At 69.0% G+C, this 21473-nt stretch carries 23 protein-coding genes and 1 pseudogene; 11 read left to right on the top strand and 13 right to left on the bottom strand.

The window, feature by feature from the left end; all coding sequences use genetic code 11:
* Window positions 1-17 precede the first annotated feature (17 nt).
* From ABZV00_RS28525 to kdgD, 8 genes are read right to left on the bottom strand one after another with little or no spacing between them, the layout of a single operon-like run.
* Window positions 18-941: an AEC family transporter gene (locus tag ABZV00_RS28525; RefSeq protein ID WP_355611587.1), complete on the bottom strand. Its 924-nt coding sequence runs from the start codon at window positions 939-941 to the stop codon at window positions 18-20.
* Between the two features lie 36 nt (window positions 942-977).
* Window positions 978-1370 (bottom strand): universal stress protein, encoded by a 393-nt coding sequence (locus tag ABZV00_RS28530; RefSeq protein WP_355611590.1) that lies wholly within the window; start codon window positions 1368-1370, stop codon window positions 978-980.
* 35 nt (window positions 1371-1405) lie between these two features.
* Window positions 1406-2920 carry a tripartite tricarboxylate transporter permease gene (locus ABZV00_RS28535; RefSeq protein WP_355611593.1) on the bottom strand — a complete coding sequence of 505 codons (1515 nt, stop codon included), beginning with the start codon at window positions 2918-2920 and terminating at the stop codon, window positions 1406-1408.
* A gap of 46 nt (window positions 2921-2966) precedes the next feature.
* Window positions 2967-3500: a tripartite tricarboxylate transporter TctB family protein gene (locus ABZV00_RS28540; RefSeq protein WP_355611596.1), complete on the bottom strand. Its 534-nt coding sequence runs from the start codon at window positions 3498-3500 to the stop codon at window positions 2967-2969.
* Window positions 3497-4513, bottom strand: a complete 1017-nt coding sequence (locus ABZV00_RS28545) for a tripartite tricarboxylate transporter substrate binding protein (protein WP_355611599.1) — start codon at window positions 4511-4513, stop codon at window positions 3497-3499. Before ABZV00_RS28545 ends, ABZV00_RS28540 begins: the two co-directional genes overlap by 4 nt.
* Window positions 4514-4551: 38 nt before the next feature.
* Window positions 4552-5907 carry a glucarate dehydratase gene (gene gudD, locus ABZV00_RS28550; protein ID WP_355611602.1) on the bottom strand — a complete coding sequence of 452 codons (1356 nt, stop codon included), beginning with the start codon at window positions 5905-5907 and terminating at the stop codon, window positions 4552-4554.
* A gap of 44 nt (window positions 5908-5951) precedes the next feature.
* Window positions 5952-7562 carry an aldehyde dehydrogenase (NADP(+)) gene (locus tag ABZV00_RS28555; protein ID WP_355611605.1) on the bottom strand — a complete coding sequence of 537 codons (1611 nt, stop codon included), beginning with the start codon at window positions 7560-7562 and terminating at the stop codon, window positions 5952-5954.
* A 2-nt stretch (window positions 7563-7564) separates the two neighbouring features.
* The gene (kdgD, locus tag ABZV00_RS28560) at window positions 7565-8479 is read right to left on the bottom strand and encodes a 5-dehydro-4-deoxyglucarate dehydratase (RefSeq protein WP_355611608.1); all 915 of its coding nucleotides are present in this window, start codon (window positions 8477-8479) and stop codon (window positions 7565-7567) included.
* A 116-nt stretch (window positions 8480-8595) separates the two neighbouring features.
* Here kdgD and ABZV00_RS28565 point away from each other — a divergent pair, with 116 nt between their 5' ends.
* From ABZV00_RS28565 to ABZV00_RS28580, 4 genes are all read left to right on the top strand, one after another.
* The gene (locus ABZV00_RS28565; RefSeq protein ID WP_355611610.1) at window positions 8596-9477 is read left to right on the top strand and encodes a LysR family transcriptional regulator; all 882 of its coding nucleotides are present in this window, start codon (window positions 8596-8598) and stop codon (window positions 9475-9477) included.
* 188 nt (window positions 9478-9665) lie between these two features.
* Window positions 9666-10511 (top strand): 4,5-DOPA dioxygenase extradiol, encoded by an 846-nt coding sequence (gene ygiD, locus ABZV00_RS28570; protein ID WP_355611659.1) that lies wholly within the window; start codon window positions 9666-9668, stop codon window positions 10509-10511.
* A gap of 114 nt (window positions 10512-10625) precedes the next feature.
* Window positions 10626-11249, top strand: coding sequence for an NAD(P)-dependent alcohol dehydrogenase (locus ABZV00_RS28575; protein ID WP_355611612.1), 624 nt, complete (start codon window positions 10626-10628; stop codon window positions 11247-11249).
* Window positions 11250-11466: 217 nt separating this feature from the next.
* Window positions 11467-12159 carry a hypothetical protein gene (locus tag ABZV00_RS28580; RefSeq protein WP_355611614.1) on the top strand — a complete coding sequence of 231 codons (693 nt, stop codon included), beginning with the start codon at window positions 11467-11469 and terminating at the stop codon, window positions 12157-12159.
* Here the strand turns inward: ABZV00_RS28580 and ABZV00_RS28585 are convergent.
* Window positions 12142-12714, bottom strand: a complete 573-nt coding sequence (locus ABZV00_RS28585; protein WP_355611662.1) for a GNAT family N-acetyltransferase — start codon at window positions 12712-12714, stop codon at window positions 12142-12144. The genes ABZV00_RS28580 and ABZV00_RS28585 overlap by 18 nt on opposite strands.
* A 317-nt stretch (window positions 12715-13031) precedes the next feature.
* Between ABZV00_RS28585 and ABZV00_RS28590 the strand changes: the two are divergent.
* The 4 genes and pseudogenes from ABZV00_RS28590 to ABZV00_RS28605 all read left to right on the top strand — a co-directional run bounded on the left by ABZV00_RS28590 (window position 13032) and on the right by ABZV00_RS28605 (window position 16175).
* Window positions 13032-13657 (top strand): annotated as a pseudogene (locus tag ABZV00_RS28590) (DUF4291 domain-containing protein).
* A gap of 300 nt (window positions 13658-13957) precedes the next feature.
* Window positions 13958-14566, top strand: coding sequence for a dihydrofolate reductase family protein (locus ABZV00_RS28595; protein ID WP_355611617.1), 609 nt, complete (start codon window positions 13958-13960; stop codon window positions 14564-14566).
* 53 nt (window positions 14567-14619) lie between these two features.
* A complete protein-coding gene (locus tag ABZV00_RS28600; protein WP_355611619.1) occupies window positions 14620-14943 on the top strand; it encodes a YciI family protein in 324 nt (107 codons plus the stop codon).
* Window positions 14940-16175: a DUF6596 domain-containing protein gene (locus ABZV00_RS28605; RefSeq protein WP_355611621.1), complete on the top strand. Its 1236-nt coding sequence runs from the start codon at window positions 14940-14942 to the stop codon at window positions 16173-16175. The genes ABZV00_RS28600 and ABZV00_RS28605 overlap by 4 nt, the downstream gene beginning before the upstream one ends.
* A gap of 192 nt (window positions 16176-16367) precedes the next feature.
* Here ABZV00_RS28605 and ABZV00_RS28610 read toward each other — a convergent pair whose 3' ends face one another.
* From ABZV00_RS28610 to ABZV00_RS28620, 3 genes are all read right to left on the bottom strand, one after another.
* Complete coding sequence (locus ABZV00_RS28610) at window positions 16368-16826, bottom strand: hypothetical protein (RefSeq protein WP_355611623.1); 459 nt, start codon at window positions 16824-16826, stop codon at window positions 16368-16370.
* Window positions 16827-16981: 155 nt separating this feature from the next.
* Window positions 16982-17497 (bottom strand): pyridoxamine 5'-phosphate oxidase family protein, encoded by a 516-nt coding sequence (locus tag ABZV00_RS28615; RefSeq protein WP_355611626.1) that lies wholly within the window; start codon window positions 17495-17497, stop codon window positions 16982-16984.
* A gap of 172 nt (window positions 17498-17669) precedes the next feature.
* Window positions 17670-18119 (bottom strand): adenylyltransferase/cytidyltransferase family protein, encoded by a 450-nt coding sequence (locus tag ABZV00_RS28620; protein WP_355611629.1) that lies wholly within the window; start codon window positions 18117-18119, stop codon window positions 17670-17672.
* Between the two features lie 324 nt (window positions 18120-18443).
* Here ABZV00_RS28620 and ABZV00_RS28625 point away from each other — a divergent pair, with 324 nt between their 5' ends.
* A complete protein-coding gene (locus ABZV00_RS28625) occupies window positions 18444-19274 on the top strand; it encodes an SDR family oxidoreductase (RefSeq protein ID WP_355611632.1) in 831 nt (276 codons plus the stop codon).
* Between the two features lie 138 nt (window positions 19275-19412).
* Here the strand turns inward: ABZV00_RS28625 and ABZV00_RS28630 are convergent, their stop codons facing one another.
* Window positions 19413-19694: a hypothetical protein gene (locus tag ABZV00_RS28630; RefSeq protein WP_355611635.1), complete on the bottom strand. Its 282-nt coding sequence runs from the start codon at window positions 19692-19694 to the stop codon at window positions 19413-19415.
* Window positions 19695-19874: 180 nt separating this feature from the next.
* On the opposite strand from ABZV00_RS28630, the gene ABZV00_RS28635 reads away from it, so the two are divergent.
* On the top strand, window positions 19875-20237 hold the full coding sequence (locus ABZV00_RS28635) for a cyclic-phosphate processing receiver domain-containing protein (protein ID WP_355611665.1): 363 nt from the start codon (window positions 19875-19877) through the stop codon (window positions 20235-20237).
* Window positions 20238-20363: 126 nt separating this feature from the next.
* Window positions 20364-21217 (top strand): IS5 family transposase gene (locus ABZV00_RS28640; RefSeq protein ID WP_355611638.1). Its coding sequence is split into 2 segments (ribosomal slippage): window positions 20364-20754 and window positions 20754-21217, totalling 855 coding nucleotides; the frame shifts between segments, so codons are not numbered across the junction.
* Window positions 21218-21473: the final 256 nt, after the last annotated feature.

Here is a 21473-nt window from a genome sequence, read left to right on the forward strand (position 1 = left end):
GGCCGACGGGGCGGGTGTCAGCTCCCGAGCACCGCCACGCCGATCAGCACGGGTACCGCGGCCGCGGTCGACAGCAGCACCGAGTCGCGCGCCAGGACCGCGCCCCAGCCGTACCGGACCGCGTAGACGAAGACGTTCTGCGCGGTCGGTAGCGCCGCAGTGACCGTACAGGCCAGCACGAGGGTGTGCGGCAGGCCCATCGCGAAGCGGGCGACAAGGTAGGCGATGGCGGGCTGGGCCACCGTCTTGAGGAAGACGGCGAGCCGGACGTCCCGCCCGGTGTCTCCGGAGCCGGGCGCCGGCGCGCCGTGCAGGGAGACGCCGTAGGCGATCAGTGTGGCGGGCACCGCCATCGCCGCGACGAGCTCTACCGGTCGCAGGACAGGTTCCGGCGGCAGCCAGCCGGTCAGGCTGACCACGAGCCCCAGGACGCAGGCGACGGTGACCGGGTTGGTGAGCGGCTGGGCCACTGCCCTGACCAGCGACGGCCTGCTCCGGGCCGTGGTCAGCTCGAGCACGGCGAACGCCAGTGGCGCCATCACGACCAGTTGAAACATCAGGATCGGCGCGATGAACGAGGCGTCACCGAGGACGTACACCGCGACCGGGATGCCGATGTTCGCCGCGTTGACGTACGAGGAGGCCAGGGCGCCGATCGTCGCCTCCGGTACGGAGCGGCGCCAGCACAGCTTCGCGACAATCACGAACAGGGTCGCCACGGCGGTGGTGCTCACCACCGTGACGACGAGGGCGGACGAGAGGACCGCGTGGACGTCGGCCCGGGCCACCGTCTCGAACAGCAGCGCGGGCGTCGCCACGAAGAACGCGACCCGGGAGAGCACGGTGGCCGCCTCCGGCCCCAGCACTCCCCCACGGCCGAGCGCGTAGCCGACGGCGATGACGGTGATGATGACGGCGAAACCCGTGAGCACGCCCTGCACGTCGTCTCTCTCCTGGTCGCCGGGCCGGCGGCCGACCTATGCCTTGACGGCGAGCACCGGGGTGTGGGCCTCCATGAGCACCCGCTGCGCGCTGCTGCCCAGCACGAACTCGCCGACCGCTGAGCGGCGGCGCAGACCGATCACGAGCAGGTCCACACCTTCCTCGGCCGACGCGTCGATGAGCTGGTCCGCGGCGGCGCCGTGCTCGGCGACCGGCTGGCGGATCTCCACCGGCACCCCGGCGGCGTCGGCGGCGGCGCGCAGCCGGGCCAGCTGGGCGTCGTCGGCCAGGGCCGGGTCGACGAGGGCGCCGGTCCGGGCCGAGTTGACGACCACCAGCGTGGTGGAGCGCAGCGCGGCCTCCTGGAGGGCGCGGGCGAAGGCCGCCTCGCCTTGCGGAGTCGGCAGGTAGCCGAGCAGGACTGCCATTTCTCTTCCTTCCAGACGGTGGTGCGATCGGGGGGTCAGACGCCGACGACTGCCCGCTCGGCACGCGCCGCCTGCCGGCCACGGACCGCGCGCAGCAGCGGCACGACGACCACGGTCAGCACGAAGACGGCGACCAGCACGGCCGATACCGGGCGCTCGACGAAGCCGGTGAGGTCGCCTCCGAAGAGGCGCATCGACCGGCGGAAGGACGACTCCAGCAACTCGCCGAGGACGAAGGCGAGCACGAACGGGCCGGGCTCGAAGCCGAGCTTCTTCATCCCGTACCCGACCAGGCCGAGCGCCACGACCAGGAACATGTCGAAGACGTTGTTCCGGATGCTGTACACGCCGATCATGGTGATGAGCATGGTCAGCGGCGCGAGGATCGCCGCGCGGACCTTGAGCAGCCGCACGAACACCCCGATCAGCGGGATGCTGAGCAACAGCAGCAGGATGTTCCCGACGTACATGGAGTTGACCACGCCCCAGAACACGTCGGGGTGGTCGACGATGAGCTGCGGTCCCGGCGGGATGCCCTGCAGCAGCAGCGCGCCGAAGAGCACGGCCATGGTCGCGTTCGCGGGGATGCCGAGGGTCAGCAGCGGAATGAACGACGACGTCGCGGCGGCGTTGTTGGCGCTCTCCGGGCCGGCCACCCCTTCGATCGCGCCCTTGCCGAACCGGGATGGATCCTTGGCCGAGCGCTTCTCCACCGCGTAGGCGACGAGCGAGGACATGGTGGCGCCACCGCCGGGCAGCACGCCGAGGACGAAGCCGACCAGCGATCCGCGCAGGATGGCCAGCCGGGACCGCAGCCACTCGATGCGGGTCGGGATGGCCCGCCCGAACGACAGCACGGCGGGCTGTGGCCGGAGCCGGTGCTCCAGGTTGTAGAGAATCTCGCCGACGCCGAACAGCCCCATCGCGACGATGACGAAGTCGATTCCGTCCGCCAACTGGTCGCTGCCGAAGGTGAACCGGGCGGTGCCGACGATCGGGTCGAGCCCGACGGTGGCGAGGATGAGACCCACACCTGCTGCGGCGATGCTCTTGATCAGGGTGCCGTTGCCCAGTGTGGCGATCAGGAAGATGCCGATCAGGGCGAGGACGGTGTACTCGGCCGGTCCGAACTCCAGCGCGAAATTGGCGACGAAGGGCGCGACGAGGGTCAACAGGATGATCGACCCTGTGCCGCCGATGAAGGAGCCGATCGCGGCGATGCCCAGGGCTGAGCCGGCTTTGCCCTGCCGGGCCATCTGATAACCGTCGATGGCGGTGACCACGGACGAGGCTTCCCCGGGCAGCCGCAGCAGGACCGAGGTGATCGTCCCGCCGTACTGGGCACCGTAGAAGATGCCGGCGAGGAGGATGACCGCCGCGGCGGGTTCGATGCCGTAGGTGATCGGCAGCAGGATGGCGATGGTGGCGGCCGGGCCGAGACCCGGCAGCACGCCCACCAGCATGCCGAGCGTCACGCCGAGCAGGCAGTACAGCAGGTTCTGTGGTTCGAACACCACCGCGAACCCGGACAGCACGGGGGCTAGGTCCATGGCGGATCTCCTCTCGGCCCTACAGGGGGTCGGTGAGCCAGGTCGGTCAGATGGCGATCAGGTGGGGCAGCGGCACCCCGAGCGCGGTGATGAACAGCGCATACGCAGCCGCCGTCGCCACCACCGAAACGACCGCCGTGGTGCGCCAGGTCTCGTTGCCGAAGAACCTCAGCCACAGCACCAGCAGGAGCACGGTGGGGATCTCGAAGCCGACGAGCTCGAACAGGAACGCGTACGCCGCCAGGCTGGCGGCGGCGATGACCACCACGACGGCGCCCCGGGTGAACGCCTCGGTGTCCGTCGCCTGACGTGCTCTGAGCAGGATGCCGATACCCGTGAGCAGCACCAGCACCGCGACGATCATCGGCCACAGACCCGGGCCCGGGTCGGTCAGCGTGCCGAGGCCGAGGTTCCTGGCGAGCCACATCGTGGCCAGGCCGAGCAGGACGGGGACGACCCCGGCCAGCACCGCGTGGCCCGGGCCGCCCGAGGGGATCTCCCCCCCGGGCGGCTCGGTAACCGGGGGCGTGCCGTCGACGACGGCACGCTCACCGGGTGTTGCGCTCTCTTCTGCAGTCACTTGCCCGAACCGAAGGTGAGCTGGAACTTCGCCGTCAGGTCCGCGTACTGCTTGGCGGCGTCCGTGAGGTGCTGGCGGGCCTCCTCGTCGGAGACCTCCCAGCGCTCCATGTAGTTGTCCTTGAGGAACTTGTCGTACGCCGCGTCCTTGCGGGCCTCCGCGAAGGAGTCGTTGAGCTTCTTGGCGACGTCGGCGGGCAGGCCCTTCGGCGCGATGATGAAGCGCCGCTGGTCGACCACGACGTCGACGCCCTTCTCCTTGGCGGTGGGCACCTCGGGAAGGTACGTGCTCCGCTTCTCGGAGAAGACCGCCAGCGGGCGCAGCTTGCCGGCCTTGATCTGCTCCATGGTCTCGGCGAGGGAGGCGGACAGCGCCTCCACCTGGTTGCCGAGCAGGGCGGTCGTGGCCGGCGCACCACCATCGAACGGCACGTCCGTGGCGTTCACGTTCGCGGCCTTGAGCAGCAGCGCCTGGGACAGCTGGGCGCCGGTGCCCACCCCGGCGGTGGCGTACCGGATCTTGGGGGCCTTCAGCAGATCGTCGAGGGTCTTGTACGGAGAGGCCCCGTTGACGACGAGGACGTAGTCCTCCTGGGTCAGCGTGGCCACGATCTCCATGCTGTCGACCTGGATGGCGCTCGAGTCCTTGACGGCGAGCGGCGTGATGGCGAACAGCGACTTGACCGCCAGGCCGACGGTGTAGCCGTCCGCGGCGGAGGCCAGCACCTCCTTGTCGCCGACCGCACCGTTCGCGCCGGCCTTGTTGGTGATGACCACCGACTGGCCGAGCGGCTTCTCGGCTGCCTTGGCGGCGGCGCGGCTGATGAGGTCGCTGCTGCCGCCGGGCGCGAACGGGACGGTGAACTGCACGGCGCGGGTGGGGTAGTCGCTCCCCGCGGCGTCCTTGCCGCCCTGCACTCCGGAGCAGGCGGCGACCGGCAGCACGGCAAGCGCCGCGACGCCGGCCAGCAGCCGCCGGCGGGAGGTCGTGTGGGACCAGACGGGAGATTTCATGACGGCTCCTCGGTGAGCTTCTCTGGGGGTGGTGGGGGTCAGCCCCGGGCGAGGCACGGACGCTTGGGTTGGAAGGTCCAGCCGGGGATGAGGTATTGCATGGCCTCGGCGTCATCTCGGGCGCCGAGGCCGTGCTTCAGGTACAGCTCGTGCGCGGCCTCGACCTGGTCGAGATCGAGTTCGACGCCGAGACCGGGCGCGGTGGGAACCTCGATGGCGCCGTCGACGATGGTCAGCGGGTTCTTCGTGAGCCGCTGGCCGTCCTGCCAGATCCAGTGGGTGTCGATGGCGGTGATGTCCCCCGGCGCGGCGGCGGCGACGTGGGTGAACATCGCCAACGACACGTCGAAGTGGTTGTTGGAGTGGGAACCCCAGGTCAGCCCCCACGCCTCGCAGAGCTGGGCGACCCGCACCGATCCGTTCATGGTCCAGAAGTGGGGGTCGGCCAGGGGAATGTCGACCGAGTTGGCGCGGACCGCGTGGCCCAACTCGCGCCAGTCGGTGGCGATCATGTTGGTGGCGGTGCGCAGGCCGGTGGCGCGACGGAACTCCGCCATCACCTCGCGCGCCGAGAAGACCCCCTCGGCGCCGCACGGGTCCTCGGCGTAGGCGAGCACGTCGCCCAGGCCGCGGCACAGGTCGACGGCCTCGCTCAGCAGCCAGCCACCGTTCGGGTCGAGAGTGATCCGGGCGTCCGGGAAGCGGGCGGCCAGTGCCGTGACCGCCTCGACCTCCACGGGACCGGGCAGGACGCCGCCCTTGAGCTTGAAGTCCCGGAAGCCGTAGCGGGCCTGGGCCGCCTCGGCCAGGGCGACGACGGCCTCCGGGGTCAGCGCCTCCTCGTGCCGCAGCCGCAGCCAGTCGTCGGCAGCCTCCGGCTCACTCCGGTACGCCAGGTCGGTGCGGTTGCGGTCGCCGATGAAGAACAGGTAGCCCAGGGTCGGCACGCTGGTGCGCTGTTGACCATCGCCGAGCAGGGCGGCCACCGGGACCTCCAGGTACTGCCCGAGCAGGTCCAGCAGCGCCGCCTCCAGCGCGGTGACCACGTGGATGGTGGTACGCAGGTCGAACGTCTGCATGCCGCGCCCGGTGGCATCGCGGTGGGCGAAGCGGCGCCGGACGGCGGCCAAGACGGCGTGGTGGTGTGCGATCGGGCGACTGACCACGAGGTCGCGGGCGTCCTGCAGGGTCTGGGTGATGGCCGGTCCACCCGGCACCTCGCCGACGCCGAGACGGCCCGTCGTGTCGGTGAGGATCACGATGTTGCGGGTGAAGAACGGGCCGTGTGCGCCGCTGAGGTTCAGCAGCATGGAGTCGTGACCGGCAACCGGCACGACCCGCATGTCGGTCACGACCGGTGAGCCGCTGCCCGGTGGCAGGGTGCTGGTTGTCATGGTTCACACCTCCTGAAGGATGCTCGTCCGGCGGGGGCCATCGGTCAGCGCCGTCCGTCGACGCGCCGCGGCAAGTCGAGCGGGTTGTCGTCGGCGAGGTCGGCCGGCAGCAGCTCGGCGGGGATGTTCTGGTAGCTGACCGGCCGGAGGAACCGGTCGATCGCCAGGGTGCCGACGGACGTGGTGCGGGAGTCGGACGTGGCCGGGAAGGGGCCGCCGTGCACCACGGCGTGGCCCACCTCGACCCCGGTCGGCCAGCCGTTGAACAGCACCCGGCCGGCCTTGAGTTCGAGCAGGGGCAGCAGCCGCCGCGCCTCGTCGTGGTCGCCGGGGGCGGCGTGGACGGTGACGGTGAGCTGGCCGTCGAACCGTTCGACAACCTCCCGTAGCTGCTCGCTGCCGGTGACCCGGACCACCACCGTCACCGCGCCGAAGATCTCCTCGTGCAACGTCGGGTCTGCCAGGAAGGTGGCGGCGTCGGTGACGAAGATTCCGGCACGTCCGGCCGAGGCGATCGCGGCGTTCTCGGCGCCCCGGGCCAGGGCGGTCACGCCCTCGATCGCGGCCAGCCGGTCCACGCCCGCGGTGAAGGCGGCGCAGATCCCCGCGGTGAGCATGGGTGCCGCCGGGGAGGTGCGGACGGCGTCGGCGGCCGCCGTGACGAACTCGTCGAGGCCGTCACCCGCGGGCAGGAAGACCAGCCCCGGGCTGGTGCACAGCTGACCGACGCCGGTGGTGACCGACGCGATCAGCGCGGTGCCCAGCTCGGCGCCCTGCTCGGCGAGGGCGCCGGGCAGCACGATCACCGGGTTGGGGCTGGACATCTCGGCGTAGACGGGGACGGGCTCGGGTCGCGCGGCGGCCGCCGCGACGAGGGCCGTCCCGGCGGTGCGGGACCCGGTGAAGCCCACCGCCTTGATCCGGGGATGGCGGACCAGTGCGGCGCCGAGTCCGGGGCCGTCGCCGAAGAGCAGGGAGAAGGTGCCCTCGGGCAGGCCGTGCTGGCGCACCGCGGCCTGGATCGCCCGTCCGACCAGCTCGGAAGTGCCGGGGTGGGCGCCGTGTGCCTTGACCACGACCGGAGCGCCGGCGGCCAACGCCGAGGCGGTGTCGCCGCCGGCCACGGAGAACGCCAGCGGGAAGTTGCTGGCGCCGAAGACCGCCACCGGGCCCAGCGGGATGCGGCGCTGGCGGATGTCCGGCCGCGGCAACGGCGTCCGGTCGGGCTGGGCCGGGTCGATCCGTACGCCGAGCCAGCTGCCCTCGCGGACGACCGAGGCGAACAGACGCAGCTGGTTGCAGGTGCGGGCGCGTTCGCCCAGCACCCTCGCCGCCGGGATGCCCGTTTCGGCCTGCACCCGGTCGATCAGGGCGTCGCCGAGGGATTCGATGTTGGCGGCGATGGTCTCCAGGAACCCGGCCCGGGTCTCCGGGTCGGTCTGGCGGTAGCTGTCGAACGCGGCCCAGGCGAGTTTCGCGGCGCGGTCCACCTCGGCGGCGCCGCCCAGCCCGTACGACGGTTCGAGCTCGCTTCCGGTACGCGGGTCGACCGCCCGTACCTCGCCGCCCCCGCCGCGGACGGCACTGCCGCCGATCAGCATGGCGCCGGTCAGGGCCGTGTCGATCCGGCTGGGGCTGGCATCCGTGGTGGTCATGGTCAGCCCACCTTCTTGATGAGGGTGGTGAGCGTGCTCAGCTCGTCGGCGGTGAGGTCGGTCAGCGGCGGCCGCACCGGGCCCGCCGGGCGGCCGACGGCCCGCATGCCGGCCTTGACGATCGACACCGCGTAGCCGGCCTTGCGGTTCCTGATCTCCAGATAGGGCAGCACGAAATCGTTGAGCCGGGTGTAGACGCCGGAACGGTCCTGCGCCCGCACCGCGGTGTAGAAGTCCAGGGCGAACTCGGGGGCGAAGTTGAAGATCGCGGAGGAGTACGTGGTGACGCCGAGTTCGAGGTAGGGCAGGGCGAACGTCTCCGCGGTGGGCAGGCCGCCGATGTAGAGCAGGCGGTCGCCCACCGTCGCGTACAGGCGGGTCATCAGCTCGATGTCGCCGATTCCGTCCTTGAAGCCGATCAGGTTCGGGCAGTCGCGGACGAGCCTCTCGACGGTCGGCACGCCGAACGCGCCGTTGGCGCGGTGGTAGACGATCACGCCCAGCGAGGTGGCCGCGCAGACCGCCTGGACGTGGGCGGCGAGGCCGTCCTGACTCGCCTCGGTCAGGTACGGCGGGAACAGCAGGATCCCGTCGGCGCCCGCGCGCTCGGCGTCGCGGGCCATCTCGACGGCCTGTGCCGTGCCGTAGCCCGCCGGTCCGAGGATCGGCATGGCACCGCTGCTGGCCTCGACCGCCGCGCGGACCACCCGGCCGACCTCTTCGGGGATCAGGGAGAAGAACTCGCCGGTGCCGCCGGCGGCGAACAGACCCGCCGCCGGGTACGAGGAGAGCCAGGCCAGGTTGTCGCGGTACAGCGCCTCGTCGAACTGCAGCTCGTCGGTGAAGTGGGTAACCGGAAAGGACAGCAACCCGCTCCCCAGCACGCGCTGAAGCTCCGTGGGGGTGTAACGCGTCATCACGCTCAACTCCTGTTTCGAGTAGGTGACCGCGAGGTTAACCACCTCCGCTTATACCCGTCCAACTCAAGATGGGCATCATCTGATACCTTTTCGGCATCTCCCCTGGAGGTGGGATGTTCACGCTTGATCAGTTGCGGGGTTTCGTGGCCGTCGCGGAGGAGGGCCACGTCGGCCGGGCGGCATTGCGGTTGCGCATGACACAGCCCCCGCTCAGCCGCCAGATACAGCGACTGGAGCGCGGCACCAACCTGGTGCTGTTCGAACGCACCCCCACCGGCGTCGCGCTCACGCCCGCCGGCCGGGTGTTCCTCGACGAGGCCCGGCGACTGCTGGCCCTCGCCGCCACGGCCCCACTGACCGCGCGACGGGTCGCCGACGGGACGGCCGGATCCATCCGGATCGGCTTCACCGCGGTGTCGGCCCTGACGGTGCTGGGGCGCTGGATCGCCGCGGCGGCCGAGCACCTGCCCGGCGTCGACCTGGTGCTCACCGAGATGGTGACCCGGGCGCAACTCGACGCGATCCTGGCCGACGAGATCGAGGTGGGGCTGGTCCGCGAGGTGCCCCGGTCCGACCTGCTGGCGTCCCGTCTGGTGCACACCGAGTCGCTGGTGCTGGCGGCGCCCAGCAACCACCCACTGACCCGCCTCGGCCGTCCACCGGAATTGGCCGACATCGCCGAGCACGACGTCGTGACCTATTCACCGTCGGAGGCCTGGTACTTCTACGAACTGGTGGTCGCTGCCTTCCACCAGGCGGGGGTCGCCCCCCGATACGTCCAGCACATCAGCCAGGTGCACACCCTGCTGTCCGTGGTCAACGCCAATCTCGGCGTGGCCCTGGTGCCCAGGTCGGCTTCGGCGCTGCGCCTGGAGAACCTCGCGTTTCTGGATGTCAGGGACATCCAGGAGGACACGGTGAAGCTGCACTGTTTGTGGCGCGGCGCCCACCAGAACCCGGCGCTGGCCGCCCTCCTGGCCAAGGTGACGACGTAGTCAGCAGCCTGGACTCCGGCTCGGCTCGACCGATACCTCTGAAACACCGCCCTAGCCACGTACGTTCTGCAGGTAGAGCATGATGTAAAAGACCAAACCGAGCAGCAGGAGGTGCGCCAGCCGGCGCGGCGAGTCTGGAGCGGCGCGACGACGTGTACACAGACAACCTCCAAGGCCGGGACACGCTCATGCCCGCCGCCTTCATCGGTCACGGCAATCCCATGAACGCCCTTGAGGTCAACCGCTACACCACCGCGTGGAAGGCCTTCGGTGCCGCGGTGCCTCGTCCCCGCGCGATCCTGGTCATCAGTGCACACTGGTACATCAATGCCACCGCCGTCACGGCCATGCCGCGGCCGCGCACGATCCACGACTTCTATGGCTTTCCGCCGGCGCTGTTCGAGGTGCAGTACCCCGCCCCCGGCCTGCCCGAGTTGGCTGCGGAGGTCAGCGACGCCGTCCACCCGACCTGGGTCGGCGCCGACGTGGACAGCTGGGGAATCGACCACGGCACCTGGTCGGTCCTGACGCACGCCTTCCCCGACGCCTCGATTCCTGTGGTGCAGCTCAGTATCAACGCGGACAAGCCTCTGGACTACCACGTGGATCTCGGCGCCCGACTCGCGCCACTGCGTCGGAGCGGGGTGCTCATCGTGGCCAGCGGCAACGTGGTGCACAACCTCCAGGGGATGGACTGGAAGCTGACCGACGACGGCTACGACTGGGCCCAGCGCTTCGACGAGGACGCCAAGACCCTGATGCTGACCAACCCCACCGACTTCGCGACGCTCGTCGGCCACCGCGACTTCCGGCACGCGGTGCCGACACCTGACCATTTCATCCCCGCGCTGTACCTCGCCGGCCTCGCCGCGGTCAACGACGCCTCCGAGACCGGGATCCTCGTGGACGGCTACGCCTACGGCTCACTGTCGATGACGGCGTACACCCTCGGTCTGTCCTGCCCGAACGCCGCAGGTGCGGGGGGCTCGCCGCGGCCGCCCGCCGAGGTCCCGCCCGACGGCACCAACATTTAGCGTGTCCTGCCGATTTGATGAGGCGCGGGCGGTGATCGCGCCGCTGCTTCGAGCACCCATCCATTCCAGCCGTCCCCGCGCATCCGGTACCACGAGTACGGTGGCCCCGAGGTCATGCGGCTCGAGGACTTCGAGCCAGCGCAGCCCGGCAGGGGTGAGGTCCTGGTCCGTGTGCGGGCGGCGGCGGTGAACCCGATGGACGCGGGCATCCGCGGCGGCAGGCTGCAGATAATGACCGGACGGAAGTTCCCGCGCGCCCTCGGCCACGACTTCCCGGGCGTTGTGGAGGCGATCGGCGAAGGCGTCACCCGGGTCCGCGTCGGCGACGAGGTTCTCGGCGGGGCGAGCATCAAGGGGGCGGGGGCGTTCGCCGAGATGGTCCTCGCCGAGGAGAAGGGCATCGCGAAGAAGCCGGCGAACATCTCCTGGGAGGAGGGCGCCGCACTCCCGACGCCCGCGGTCACCGCCTACCAGGCCCTGGTCAACAAAGGCAAGCTGAAGGCCGGGCAGTCCGTCTTCGTCGCCGCTGCCCTCGGCCGGTCCGCCGTCCAGCTCGCCTTGATGATGGGCGCCTCCGTGGGCGGCAGCTGCCGCGGTACCGTCGTCCAGGAGGCACACGACCTCGGCGTCTCCCCGATCGTCGAGTTCGACTTCGACCCGGCGAAACTCGCGGGGCGGTTCGACGTCGTCCTCGACGCCTCCGGCAAACTGCCGCTCAATCGGCGAAGACGTTGGTGAAGCCCGGCGGTCACATCGTCGACATCCACCCCGCGCCCGCGAAGTTCGCGCGGGCGGCCCTGCCTGGGCCGTACGAAATGCTGGTCGCCAGCGCTGTCCCCGCCGACCTCGACCAGGTCGTGCGGGCCGCCGAGAAAGGGGCGCTGCGGATGCCGATCGCCGGCACCGTGCCGCTTGGCGAGGCGATCTCGGCGCTCACGGAGTGCTGTGCTTCAACATGGGCGACTACGGCTCCGCACAACGGTTCTACGACGATGCGCGCAGCGCCGCGCACGAAGCGCGGGCAGTGGAGTTGGTGACCTACATCTTGTGCACGATGAGTCACCTGGCGACGTGGCAGGGTCAACCTCGTGTCGGATTCGATCATGCCGCCGCCGCCGCCTGGGCCGACCAGAGCGGCAGCCCCTACGCCCGCGCCTACGCCGCCGACGTGGCCGTCCGCGCCCTCACAGCCGACGGGCAGGCCGACCAGTCGAAGGACACCCTCGATCGCGAGTACGCTGCCCTGCAAGCGGCGCTAGCCGACCAAGCCCCTCGCCAGTCGTGGTGGTACTTCTACGACGAGTCATTCTTCTGGAGCACCAGCGCACAGAATGCATTGAAGTTCCAGGGCACAGACCAAGTTCTCGCCGCGACCGAGAAGGCACTGGGCCTCACCGACGAAGGCAACTTACATAACCGCTCGTTCCGGTTGCTGTATCGCGCTGAGGCGTTCGCACGCCAGCAGAACATCGGCTTGGCCTGCCAGACCATCACCGAAGTAGTGGAGCTGACATCGCTGAACTCGACGCGCCGCATCGAGCAGCGACTGCAGGAACTGCGCCGCGGACTCGACCCGTGGAAGCGGACCCGCGCCGTCAAGCAACTTGATCAGTCGATCGACGCCTACCGCTCACCGTCGATCAAGTAGTGGAAGTCGGCGCACGAACACTGCGTACTCGCGGTAGTAGGCGCCGGGCCGACCGGGCTTAGTGCCCACCCGCCGCCAGCCCCATCCCTCATAAAGCGCATGAGTTGCGGTGGCGTCCGGGTTGGCCGACAGCGTGGCACGCTCCTCGAGACGTCCTCCCAAGAACGTGTCGTGCAAGCTGCGTCCAATCCTCTGACCTTGCCAGGCTTTGCGCACCTCGATCTCGGCCAGGACGACTGTGCGTTCGGCGCCGCGCTCGTCGGTGAAACCAGCTTCGGGAGCCGGGTCCAGGCCTGCGAACCAGTCGCGCTCCTGCCGCAAGCTGTAGCCAAAGACGAAGCCAACCAGCTCACCATCCGCCCGCGCCGTGACCAGCTCGTAGTTGCGCGCACTCAATGCACCTGTGGCACGGTCGCGAAACGCGTCGGCCTTGACTGTCGTGTCCTCGCCAGCGACTTGGCCGTAGGCGTCTGCGTATACCATGCACAACTCATCCAGCAACCCGGCGGCAGCCTCGGCGCCGTGGCGGGTGTACGTCACGTCGGTCACGGCCATCACCATACGGCCGTACAGCAGCCCGTCCTTCCCCGCGCCGCTGGGAAATACGCTCAGCAGCCAGCCTTCCGCCTCGTGGTTCTGACCCGTCCCACCTGGCCCCCGGACGGCTCGAAGCGGCCCACCCTACGACACCGGACGCCTCGCAGAATGTGACGCTCTGTCACTTTGCTTGATCCAAGAACCGCCGAGCCGAGCTACTCACCGTGCGCGATGCGGCAGATCCGGATGCAGCCGCAGGTTCATTTCGGCCTGGCGCCGGCGTGGGTGCGGAATCTCCGTGGAGCAGTCGAGCCCCGATCGGTGACGATCAGGCTGTGTCCATTCGCGCCCGTCAGATCCGCGCCCGCTACTCGGCCGACACCATCACCGTGTACCAGGCGTATTCCCCGCAGATTGCGCTGCCGGCGGTGGCAGCCGGCCGTTTCGTGGCCCCCTTCAAGCAGGACCGGATGACGTGGATCAAGCCCTCTTTCCTGTGGATGATGTACCGCTGCGGCTGGGCCACCAAGCCAGGGCAAGAACGCGTGCTGTCCATCGACATCACGCGGGAGGGATTTGAGTGGGCCCTGGCGCACGCCTGCCTGAGCCACTACGACCGAGACCTGCACGGCGACAAGGCGACCTGGTCGCGGCAACTGAAGACCGGTCCAGTGCGAGTGCAGTGGGATCCGGAACGGTCGCTGCATCTGAAGGCGCTGCCGTACCGGTCGCTGCAGGTTGGGTTGTCCGGCGGGGCTGTCGACCGGTACGCGATGACTGGATCGTTGCCGTCACGGACATCACCCCCACCGTTCACCGCGTGAGGGACCTTCTGCGCGGCGGCGACGAACAGGCGGCAGCAGCTCACCTGCCTGTCGAACATGTCTACCCGCTGCCGGCTCAGATCGCCGCCGGCCTCAACGCCAGCCCGGACGTCACCGCCGAAGAAGTGCCCGAGTAACAGCACACACAGTGACGGCCGTTCGGCACGCCAGCGCGCCCGCTCGGCGGCATGTGCGGACGACTAGTCAGGATCTTCGTGATCGGTCGATCTGGTCCAGGAGCTTGTCCGCGCTGGGCGTGCTTGAGGAGGCGAAGCGCAGTCGCTGCGAAACTGTCGTGTTGTCGGAGCGATGACGACCGGCGTCCCGGAAAATTCTTCAAAGAAGTCCGGGAGGGGGTGTCGGATCGGGGACGTGGTGTTCGTAGCAGGGGTGAGGCCGCCCACAAGGGGCGGCGCCAAGGCAAAGGAACCGCGATCATGAAGCTGACGACCATGACCCAGGTCACCCTCGATGGAGTGATGCAGGGAAACGGCGCCGCGTCGGATGACCGCAGGAACGGATTCGAGCGCGGCGGATGGGCCCGGGGGGCGGGTGACGACGAGACCAGGACGTTCATCACGCAGACCTACCAGCGCGCCGACGCGTTCCTGTTCGGCCGGCGCACCTACGAGTTGTTCGCCGGCTCCTGGGGATCAATCGACCAGATGCGCGCACATCCCATCGGCGTGGCCTTGAACGAGGCCCCCAAGTACGTTGCCTCGACCACGCTCACCGCGCCGCGTTGGGAGGACACGACCGTTCTCCGCGGTGACCTCGCGGCGGCCATCAGTGAGCTGAAGGCCAAGCCCGGGGGTGAGCTGCAGGTACACGGCAGTGGCGCCCTGACCCGGTGGCTGCTGGAGAACGATCTGGTCGACGAGATGACTCTGATTGTCGTTCCCGTGGTTCTCGGCCAGGGCGCGCGGTTGTTTTCGGAGACCGGTCCGGATCTTGCGTTCGACCTGGTCGAGTCGCGGGTCGACTCGAAGGGCGTGACGATCCAGGTCTACCGGCCGGCCGGGCGCCCGCGGTATGCAACGGCCTGAAGTCCCTGACCGCCGAACCACGCTGTCTTGACACCACAGGAGATGATCTTCAGATGCGGTATCTGGTTTCCGTGATCGATGACAAGAGCAATCCCGGCAGCACGGACAGGCGGCCTGCCATCAGCGCGTTCAACGAACGACTGATCGCCGAGGGCTACTGGGTTTTCGCGGGCGGACTCGCGGACACCGACGCGGCGACGGTCATCGACAACCGGGGCGAGCAGGCGGTGTTCAGCGACGGGCCTTTCGTGGAGTCGAAGGAGTACCTCGCCGGCGTCTGGGTGTGGGAGGTCCGCGATCTGGATGTGGCGCTCAAGCTCGCCGCCGAGGCGTCGAAGGTCTGCGATCGGAAGATCGAGGTGCGGCCGTTCCAGTGAGCGACGTCGAGGAGGCGGTCACCCGGGCCTACCACGACGAGTGGGCGCGGGTGGTCGCCTCGCTGACCCGGCGTTTCGGTGACCTCGACATTGCCGAGGAGGCAGCGGCCGAGGCGTTCGCGACCGCCATGGAGCGGTGGCCGGTCGACGGCGTACCGCCCAACCCCGGCGCGTGGCTGACCACCACCGCCGTTCGCAAGGCCATCGACCGGATCCGGCGCGAGAACAAGCGCGACGACAAGCACAAGGAGGCTCAGATGGTGTACGACAACACCCCACCCGAGCCTCTCGGCGCCATCGACGACGACCGGCTGCGGCTGATCTTCACCTGCTGTCACCCGGCGCTGGCGATGGAGGCCCGCGTGGCGCTGACGCTGCGCATGCTCGGCGGTCTGACCGTGCCCGAGATCGCCCGTGCCTTCCTGGTGGCCGAGAGTGCCATGGAGCAGCGCATCACCCGCGCGAAGGCCAAGATCAAGGCGGCGCGCATCCCCTATCGGATGCCGTCCGCCGACGATCTGCCGGCTCGTGTCTCCGGCGTACTCGCCGTGCTGTATCTCGTCTTCAACGAGGGCTACCTGGCCAGCGGCCCCGACACCGATCCCGTACGACACGACCTGACCGCCGAGGCGATCCGGCTCACCCGCCTGATCCGTGCCCTCCTGCCGGACGACGGTGAGGTGGCCGGGCTGCTGGCGCTGATGCTGCTCATCGAGGCCCGCCGCCCCGCCCGGGTCTCGGCCAGCGGCGAACTGGTCGCTCTCGACGAGCAGGACCGTGGGGCCTGGGACGCGGCGCTGATCGCCGAGGGTCACCGGCTGGTGCGCGAGCGCCTCGCCGCTGCCGCCGCCGGGGCGGCTCCGGGCCGCTACCAGATCCTCGCCGCGATCAACGCCGTGCACACCTCCGCCCGCGACATCCGCGACACCGACTGGTCGCAGGTCCTCGCCCTCTACGACCAACTCGTCCACCTCGACTCCTCGCCGATCATCGCCCTCAACCGGGCCATCGCGGTCGCCGAGCTCGACGGACCGGAGGTGGCACTGGCAGCCGTCGACCGTCTGGACGGCGCGTTGGCCGGCTACCACCCCTACCACGCCACCCGCGCCGACCTGCTGCGCCGGCTGGGCCAAAGTCAGCAGTCGCACGCGGCCTACGACAAAGCCATCGAGCTGGCCGGCAACACCGCCGAGACCGCCAACCTGACCCGCCGCCGCGACCAACTGCGGTAGCGCCCACGAATCCCGATCGAAACCCCGCGCGCAGCGGCGGCCGGCCCCGACGCAATCAGATCGGCCCGATACCCGCATGAGATCGTCAGCTTCTACGGTCGGCACTGCACTGTCATCGGCACGTCCGGACGTCCCTCGGGACGCCGGCGGTCACGCTCCGCAACGCGCCGTCCGCGGCAGATCCGGATGCCGTCAGTCGGACGTGAGGTTCCACTGCGCGGGCAGGGCGCTACCGCACAGGGCGCACGTGAAGTCGTCGTCCCGCACGATGTTGCGCTCGCCGCAGCTCGGGCAACGGCGGAAGATGACCCGGTCGGTGAAGCCGCCAGGATGCGGTATGCCGACTCGGTCGAGCGCCTTGGCCACAGCGGGCCAGCAGTCCGGGTCGGGGCAGTAGCCAGTCGACTGGTTGGTCACCTCGGCGACGCGCCAGCCGATGCCGGCGGAGGCAAACGCCATCTCACCGGCGGCGAGTACGTCCCGCCCGCCCGCGAGGGCGATGTGTTCGCTACGACGCGGCGCCAGCCTGAGCACGCCATCGAGAGCAACGACGAACGTGACCGGTTCGGCGAGATCTCCACGGTCGCGCCCAGCCAGCCACTCGTCGAGCGAGGCAACCGAGTCCACGGCAACAGCGTCCACCGCGATCACCCGGTCACGGAACTCGGCCGGACCGACATAGGGGTACCGCCTGGTTTGCACCACGGCGCGACGATATCGACCTGAGCCCGAATACGGCTACACCAATTCAGGCCTGCGGATACGCCGAGTAACGCCCGGACTGCGGTAGAAGCGGGTATCAGAGCCTATGCAGGGCGCCAGGTCTGCCGGGGTCGGTATCCAGCACGTCGCAGCCAGTGCTCTGTGTAAAGGATGCGGTTGGGGGTGATGATCGTCAGAGGGTCGGTGGGCGGCTCCCTCAGGGAGCGTCCTTGCTCAACGTGGTCCGACTGCCACCGGAACGCCTCCCAGTACTGCTCAACCTCGGGGTCGTCACGCTCAAGAGTCCGTGCCCTGCCGAACAGCTGCGCCCCGCGGCTGCTCGACTGTCCGACAAGGGGCGCGACGATCCCTGCGGAGATCCGCGGGTCGCGCTTGAGGTTCCGGGATTTCACCGAGGCATTCCAACTGGTGTAGAAGATCTCGAAGCCCAGGCTGTAGTAGCGCACCGGGGTCGCGGAAGGGCTGCCGTCCTTGTTGACGATGGCGATCACAGCGAGGTTGTGAGTCGACAGCAGATTCAGGATGCGTTCTTCGAGCTGCTCGCGCGGCAGCTCTCGATCAGGAGTTGGACCGGCAAGCCAAGGGTTCGTCAGCGGCATACCGGCATTCTCCTGAGCCGCTCAAACTCCCACCGACCCTCCTCACCCGGACGCCCTGTATTCGGCACGTCCGGACGGCAACCGGGCCAGCTCGGCGTGACGCTGCGTAGCGCGCGGATCGCGGCATGTCCGGATGGCCGCAGCGCAAGCCGTCTGCTGCAGATCCGGTCATTCATTTCGCCGAGGCGGCCGCGTCGAGCACCCGCTGGATCAACTGGGTGGTTGAGATTCCTCCCGTGCGCCGAACGTAAGTGAGTTTCCCGGCTGCTGCAGCGGGCCCGTATACGAACTCGGCCCCCTCGGGCGACAAGTCGTCGCCGTGCACCACGGTGGTGATCCCGTGCTCGGCAAGAAACTCTTCGGTCACTTGGAGCGGGGCGTCCTCAATCACCTCGTCGACGTACCTGCACGACTCGATCACGGCGACACGCTCGGCGAGGGTCATGATGGGACGACGCTTGTAGGAGGCTGCGGTGTCGTCGGACAGCACGCCGACGACCAGCCAGTCACCATGGCGGCGCGCCTCCCGGAGGAGCGACACGTGGCCCGCGTGGAACAGGTCTCCAACCATGTCGACGTAAACCCGCGATATGGCAGCCGCACCCACGTCTGGGTTCTCCACAACAACTCACCTGCTTCTTCGCCCACACCAGTCGCGGTCGCTCACCGTTCTACCGGACGAGACCGCCGAGGCGCGGACATCGGCATGACCGAGCGGATCGCGGCGAATGAGTGCGCCGGGCACGGAAATCAGAGATACCTGAAGGCTGGCACGTCTTCAGGCGTTTGCCACATGTACGAGGGCAGACGCGTTCGCTCGACGGAGGGATTGCTCGTCGCGCTCGTGTGTCTTGGGCACGTCTGCTGACGGCGTCGAGCCACACCTGGTACTCGAGGCGTCGCCGTGGAGAGAATGGCGCTGCGGCAAGTACATCCGGGAGGGTCGATGACCACAATGTCCGGCAAGGTGTGTCTGGTGACCGGCGGGACCAGCGGGATTGGCCGGGAGACGGCGGCCCGGCTGGCCGAGCTGGGGGCCACCGTGGTCGTCGTCGGGCGCGACGTCGAGCGAGGGCGAGCGGCCGTCAAGGAGATCCGGCATCGGGCGCCCAGCGCCGAGGTGGACCTCCTGACGGCCGACATGTCGAGCCTGGCCGAAGTGCGCCGACTGGCCGCCGAGGTGCTGGAGAAGTACCACCGGCTCGACGTGCTCGACAACAACGCCGGTGTGATCATGCTCAAGCAGCAGTTCACGGTCGACGGCTACGAGACCATGTTCGCCGTCAACCATCTGGCGCCGTTCCTGCTGACCAGCCTGCTGCGGGAACGGCTGGTAGGCAGCGCGCCGGCCCGCGTGATCACGGTTTCGTCCAATGTGCATCGCTCGGCCAAGCAGATTCCCTGGGACGAACTGGCCCGCGGCGAGCCGAGCTACCCGCTGTCGAAACTGGCGAACGTCCTGTTCACAGCCGAGCTGGCCAAGCGCCTGACCGGCACCGGCGTGGTCGCCAACTGCCTGCACCCGGGCCTCATCCGCACCCAGTTGGGCCGCGAGGTCCGCGGCGTCGCGAAGCTCCTCGTCGCGGCCGCCAAGCCCTTCATGGGTACCGTCCAGACCGGCGCGGCCACCCCGGTCCACCTGGCCAGCGCCCCAGAGGCGGCCGAGGTAACCGGAGGCTACTTCTTCCGCGGCAAGCAGATCGAGCCGAGCTCCCTGGCCCGCGACCCCGAGGCGGCCGCGCGTCTATGGACCCTCAGCGAGGAGCTAGTGGCGTAAGCCGAGCCAAGATCGTCGCCATGTGGCGCGCTCGCCAGACTTGTGATCAATGGCCTGCTGAGCGGCGTACGGACCGTGACGATCGACGTGAGCCGCAGCACCGCCTCAGCGGCAGAAGCGGACGTGTCGTGAGCGGCCTCAGGCAAGCTCGCGGGCTGGCTTCCCCGTCTCCTCGTGCTCTGGTCGGAGCACCACCCATCCAAGATCCTGGCCGACCAGCGCGGTGGCCAGCCTTCGAAGCACGTGTGGATACTGATCCGCATTGGCCGAGACCTCGACGTCGAGATGCCACCGCCCCGACCCGCTACCCGCGCCGGTCACTTCGCCGTCCGACTCAAGAGCAGTCGCGAGTAGGTCTTCGACGTCATCGCGATCGACGTCGTCGGGCAACCGAAGATTACCAATGACCTCGACGAACATGCACACGATCATAGGCGGAGCCCGAGCAGGCGCACGGACATCGGCACGACCGGACGCACCTGCGCCTGGACGTACCGCCGCTGATGGTCACGAAGGGTGATGGGCACTCCGGCGTCGACGCGCACGGTCGGCGGCAAAATCCGGATGTCGGATCCTGACGGTGCCAGGCATCATCATCGCGTGGATGCCCGCCGAACGATCGTCCTGGTCGATGACCTCCGTTCGTTCGTGGATGGCCGTAGCGCCGAGGGGGCCCACACCAGTGCCGCCGGAGTTGAACTCCTCGATCGGTACCGGGACCGGCGCCTAGACGAGCTGTGGCTGGACCACGACCTAGGCGGGGACGACACGATCTGGCCGGTCGTGGAGGTCCTGGAACGGGCTGCCTTCGACAAGCGCCCCTTTGACGTCGGCGTCATCAACGTCCACTCCGCCAACCCGGCCGGCGCCGCAAAGATCGCCCAGGTCCTACGGCACTGGGGGTATCGCGTCCGCGTCGCGTCGGGCTCCACGGACGTCGGCTATCTCGACGGCCGCGCGTAAGCTGACCGGCTCGAACGCGCCGCCCGACGGCTGTCACACTCGGACGGCGGCATGAGCGGTCGCTGAGCAGCCGTGTCGGTGGCTCTTAGAACTCCTAACAGAATGATCTAGGGGCATTCGTCCTTGATGGACGGTCGATTAGCGTGCTCGGGCGTGAGGAGGGGTGAGCAGCCGCCGTGGATCGTCTCGGACGAGTTGTGGGCCGAGATCGCGCCGTTGCTGCCACCTCGAGCACCACGTCGGCGTCGCTATCCCGGCCGTAAGCCGCTGGATGACCGCAAGGTGTTGTGCGGGATCTTGTTCGTGCTCTACACGGCGATCCCGTGGGAGCACCTGCCCCAGGAACTCGGCTTCGGATCGGGGATGACCTGCTGGCGCAGGTTGCGGGACTGGAACGACGCCGGCGTGTGGCAGCAACTGCACGAAGTGCTGCTGGGCAAACTCCGGGCCGCCGGGCAACTGGACATGTCCCGGGCGGTGATCGACGGCTCCCATGTTCGGGCGCTCAAGGGCGGCCCAAAACCGGCCCGAGCCCGGTCGACCGCCGCAAGCCAGGCTCGAAACACCACGTCATCACCGACGCGGGCGGCATCCCCCTCGCCGTCAGCCTGACCGGCGGCAACCGCCATGACGTCACCCAACTCCTGCCCCTGATCGACAAAGTCCCGCCGATCAAGGGCATCCGCGGCAGACCCCGGCAACGGCCCGACCGGATCTACGCAGACCGCGGCTACGACTACGACATCTACCGCCGCGCGCTACGGACCCGAGGCATCACACCCGTCATCGCCCGACGCGGCGTCGACCACGGCTCCGGACTCGGCACCCGACGCTGGGTCGTCGAGCAAACCATCGCCCTGCTGCACTGGTTCCGCCGCCTGCGGATGCGGTGGGAGATCCGCGACGACATCCACCAAGCCTTCCTCACCCTCGCCTGCGCCATCATCTGCTGGCGCCGACTCCAACACTCAAAGAGTTAGGAGCTCTTAGTCACCCCCCACGACTGGCTGTCCTGGCGCGGCGCCGCGTTCGCGGTGGTCGCGGCAGCCCTGACGGTCGAGTTCGTCTGGGTGATCGCCGGCCGCACCCGCTACGCACCTGGCTGGCTTCTTCCCTCCTACCGCCACACCCGCCAGTAGTATTTCCTGCGATCGAAGACGGCAAGCATCGGCTGACGCCCCCCACCTGGCACAGGCCGGAGTTTGCGCGGTACACGGTGTTGTCTCCGATACCCGA

The sequence above is a fragment of the Micromonospora sp. NPDC005173 genome, assembly GCF_040608515.1.
Classification (GTDB): domain Bacteria; phylum Actinomycetota; class Actinomycetes; order Mycobacteriales; family Micromonosporaceae; genus Micromonospora.

What these genes read in the sequence shown, in the direction of transcription:
- ABZV00_RS28530 (WP_355611590.1), bottom strand. Translation starts at nt 1,370, where the DNA reads ATGGCAGTCCTGCTCGGCTACCTGCCGACTCCGCAAGGCGAGGCGGCC.
- ABZV00_RS28535 (WP_355611593.1), bottom strand. Translation starts at nt 2,920, where the DNA reads ATGGACCTAGCCCCCGTGCTGTCCGGGTTCGCGGTGGTGTTCGAACCA.
- ABZV00_RS28545 (WP_355611599.1), bottom strand. Translation starts at nt 4,513, where the DNA reads ATGAAATCTCCCGTCTGGTCCCACACGACCTCCCGCCGGCGGCTGCTG.
- gudD (WP_355611602.1), bottom strand. Translation starts at nt 5,907, where the DNA reads ATGACAACCAGCACCCTGCCACCGGGCAGCGGCTCACCGGTCGTGACC.
- ABZV00_RS28555 (WP_355611605.1), bottom strand. Translation starts at nt 7,562, where the DNA reads ATGACCACCACGGATGCCAGCCCCAGCCGGATCGACACGGCCCTGACC.
- kdgD (WP_355611608.1), bottom strand. Translation starts at nt 8,479, where the DNA reads ATGACGCGTTACACCCCCACGGAGCTTCAGCGCGTGCTGGGGAGCGGG.
- ABZV00_RS28565 (WP_355611610.1), top strand. Translation starts at nt 8,596, where the DNA reads ATGTTCACGCTTGATCAGTTGCGGGGTTTCGTGGCCGTCGCGGAGGAG.
- ygiD (WP_355611659.1), top strand. Translation starts at nt 9,666, where the DNA reads ATGCCCGCCGCCTTCATCGGTCACGGCAATCCCATGAACGCCCTTGAG.
- ABZV00_RS28575 (WP_355611612.1), top strand. Translation starts at nt 10,626, where the DNA reads ATGCGGCTCGAGGACTTCGAGCCAGCGCAGCCCGGCAGGGGTGAGGTC.
- ABZV00_RS28580 (WP_355611614.1), top strand. Translation starts at nt 11,467, where the DNA reads ATGGGCGACTACGGCTCCGCACAACGGTTCTACGACGATGCGCGCAGC.
- ABZV00_RS28585 (WP_355611662.1), bottom strand. Translation starts at nt 12,714, where the DNA reads ATGGCCGTGACCGACGTGACGTACACCCGCCACGGCGCCGAGGCTGCC.
- ABZV00_RS28595 (WP_355611617.1), top strand. Translation starts at nt 13,958, where the DNA reads ATGAAGCTGACGACCATGACCCAGGTCACCCTCGATGGAGTGATGCAG.
- ABZV00_RS28600 (WP_355611619.1), top strand. Translation starts at nt 14,620, where the DNA reads ATGCGGTATCTGGTTTCCGTGATCGATGACAAGAGCAATCCCGGCAGC.
- ABZV00_RS28615 (WP_355611626.1), bottom strand. Translation starts at nt 17,497, where the DNA reads ATGCCGCTGACGAACCCTTGGCTTGCCGGTCCAACTCCTGATCGAGAG.
- ABZV00_RS28625 (WP_355611632.1), top strand. Translation starts at nt 18,444, where the DNA reads ATGACCACAATGTCCGGCAAGGTGTGTCTGGTGACCGGCGGGACCAGC.
- ABZV00_RS28630 (WP_355611635.1), bottom strand. Translation starts at nt 19,694, where the DNA reads ATGTTCGTCGAGGTCATTGGTAATCTTCGGTTGCCCGACGACGTCGAT.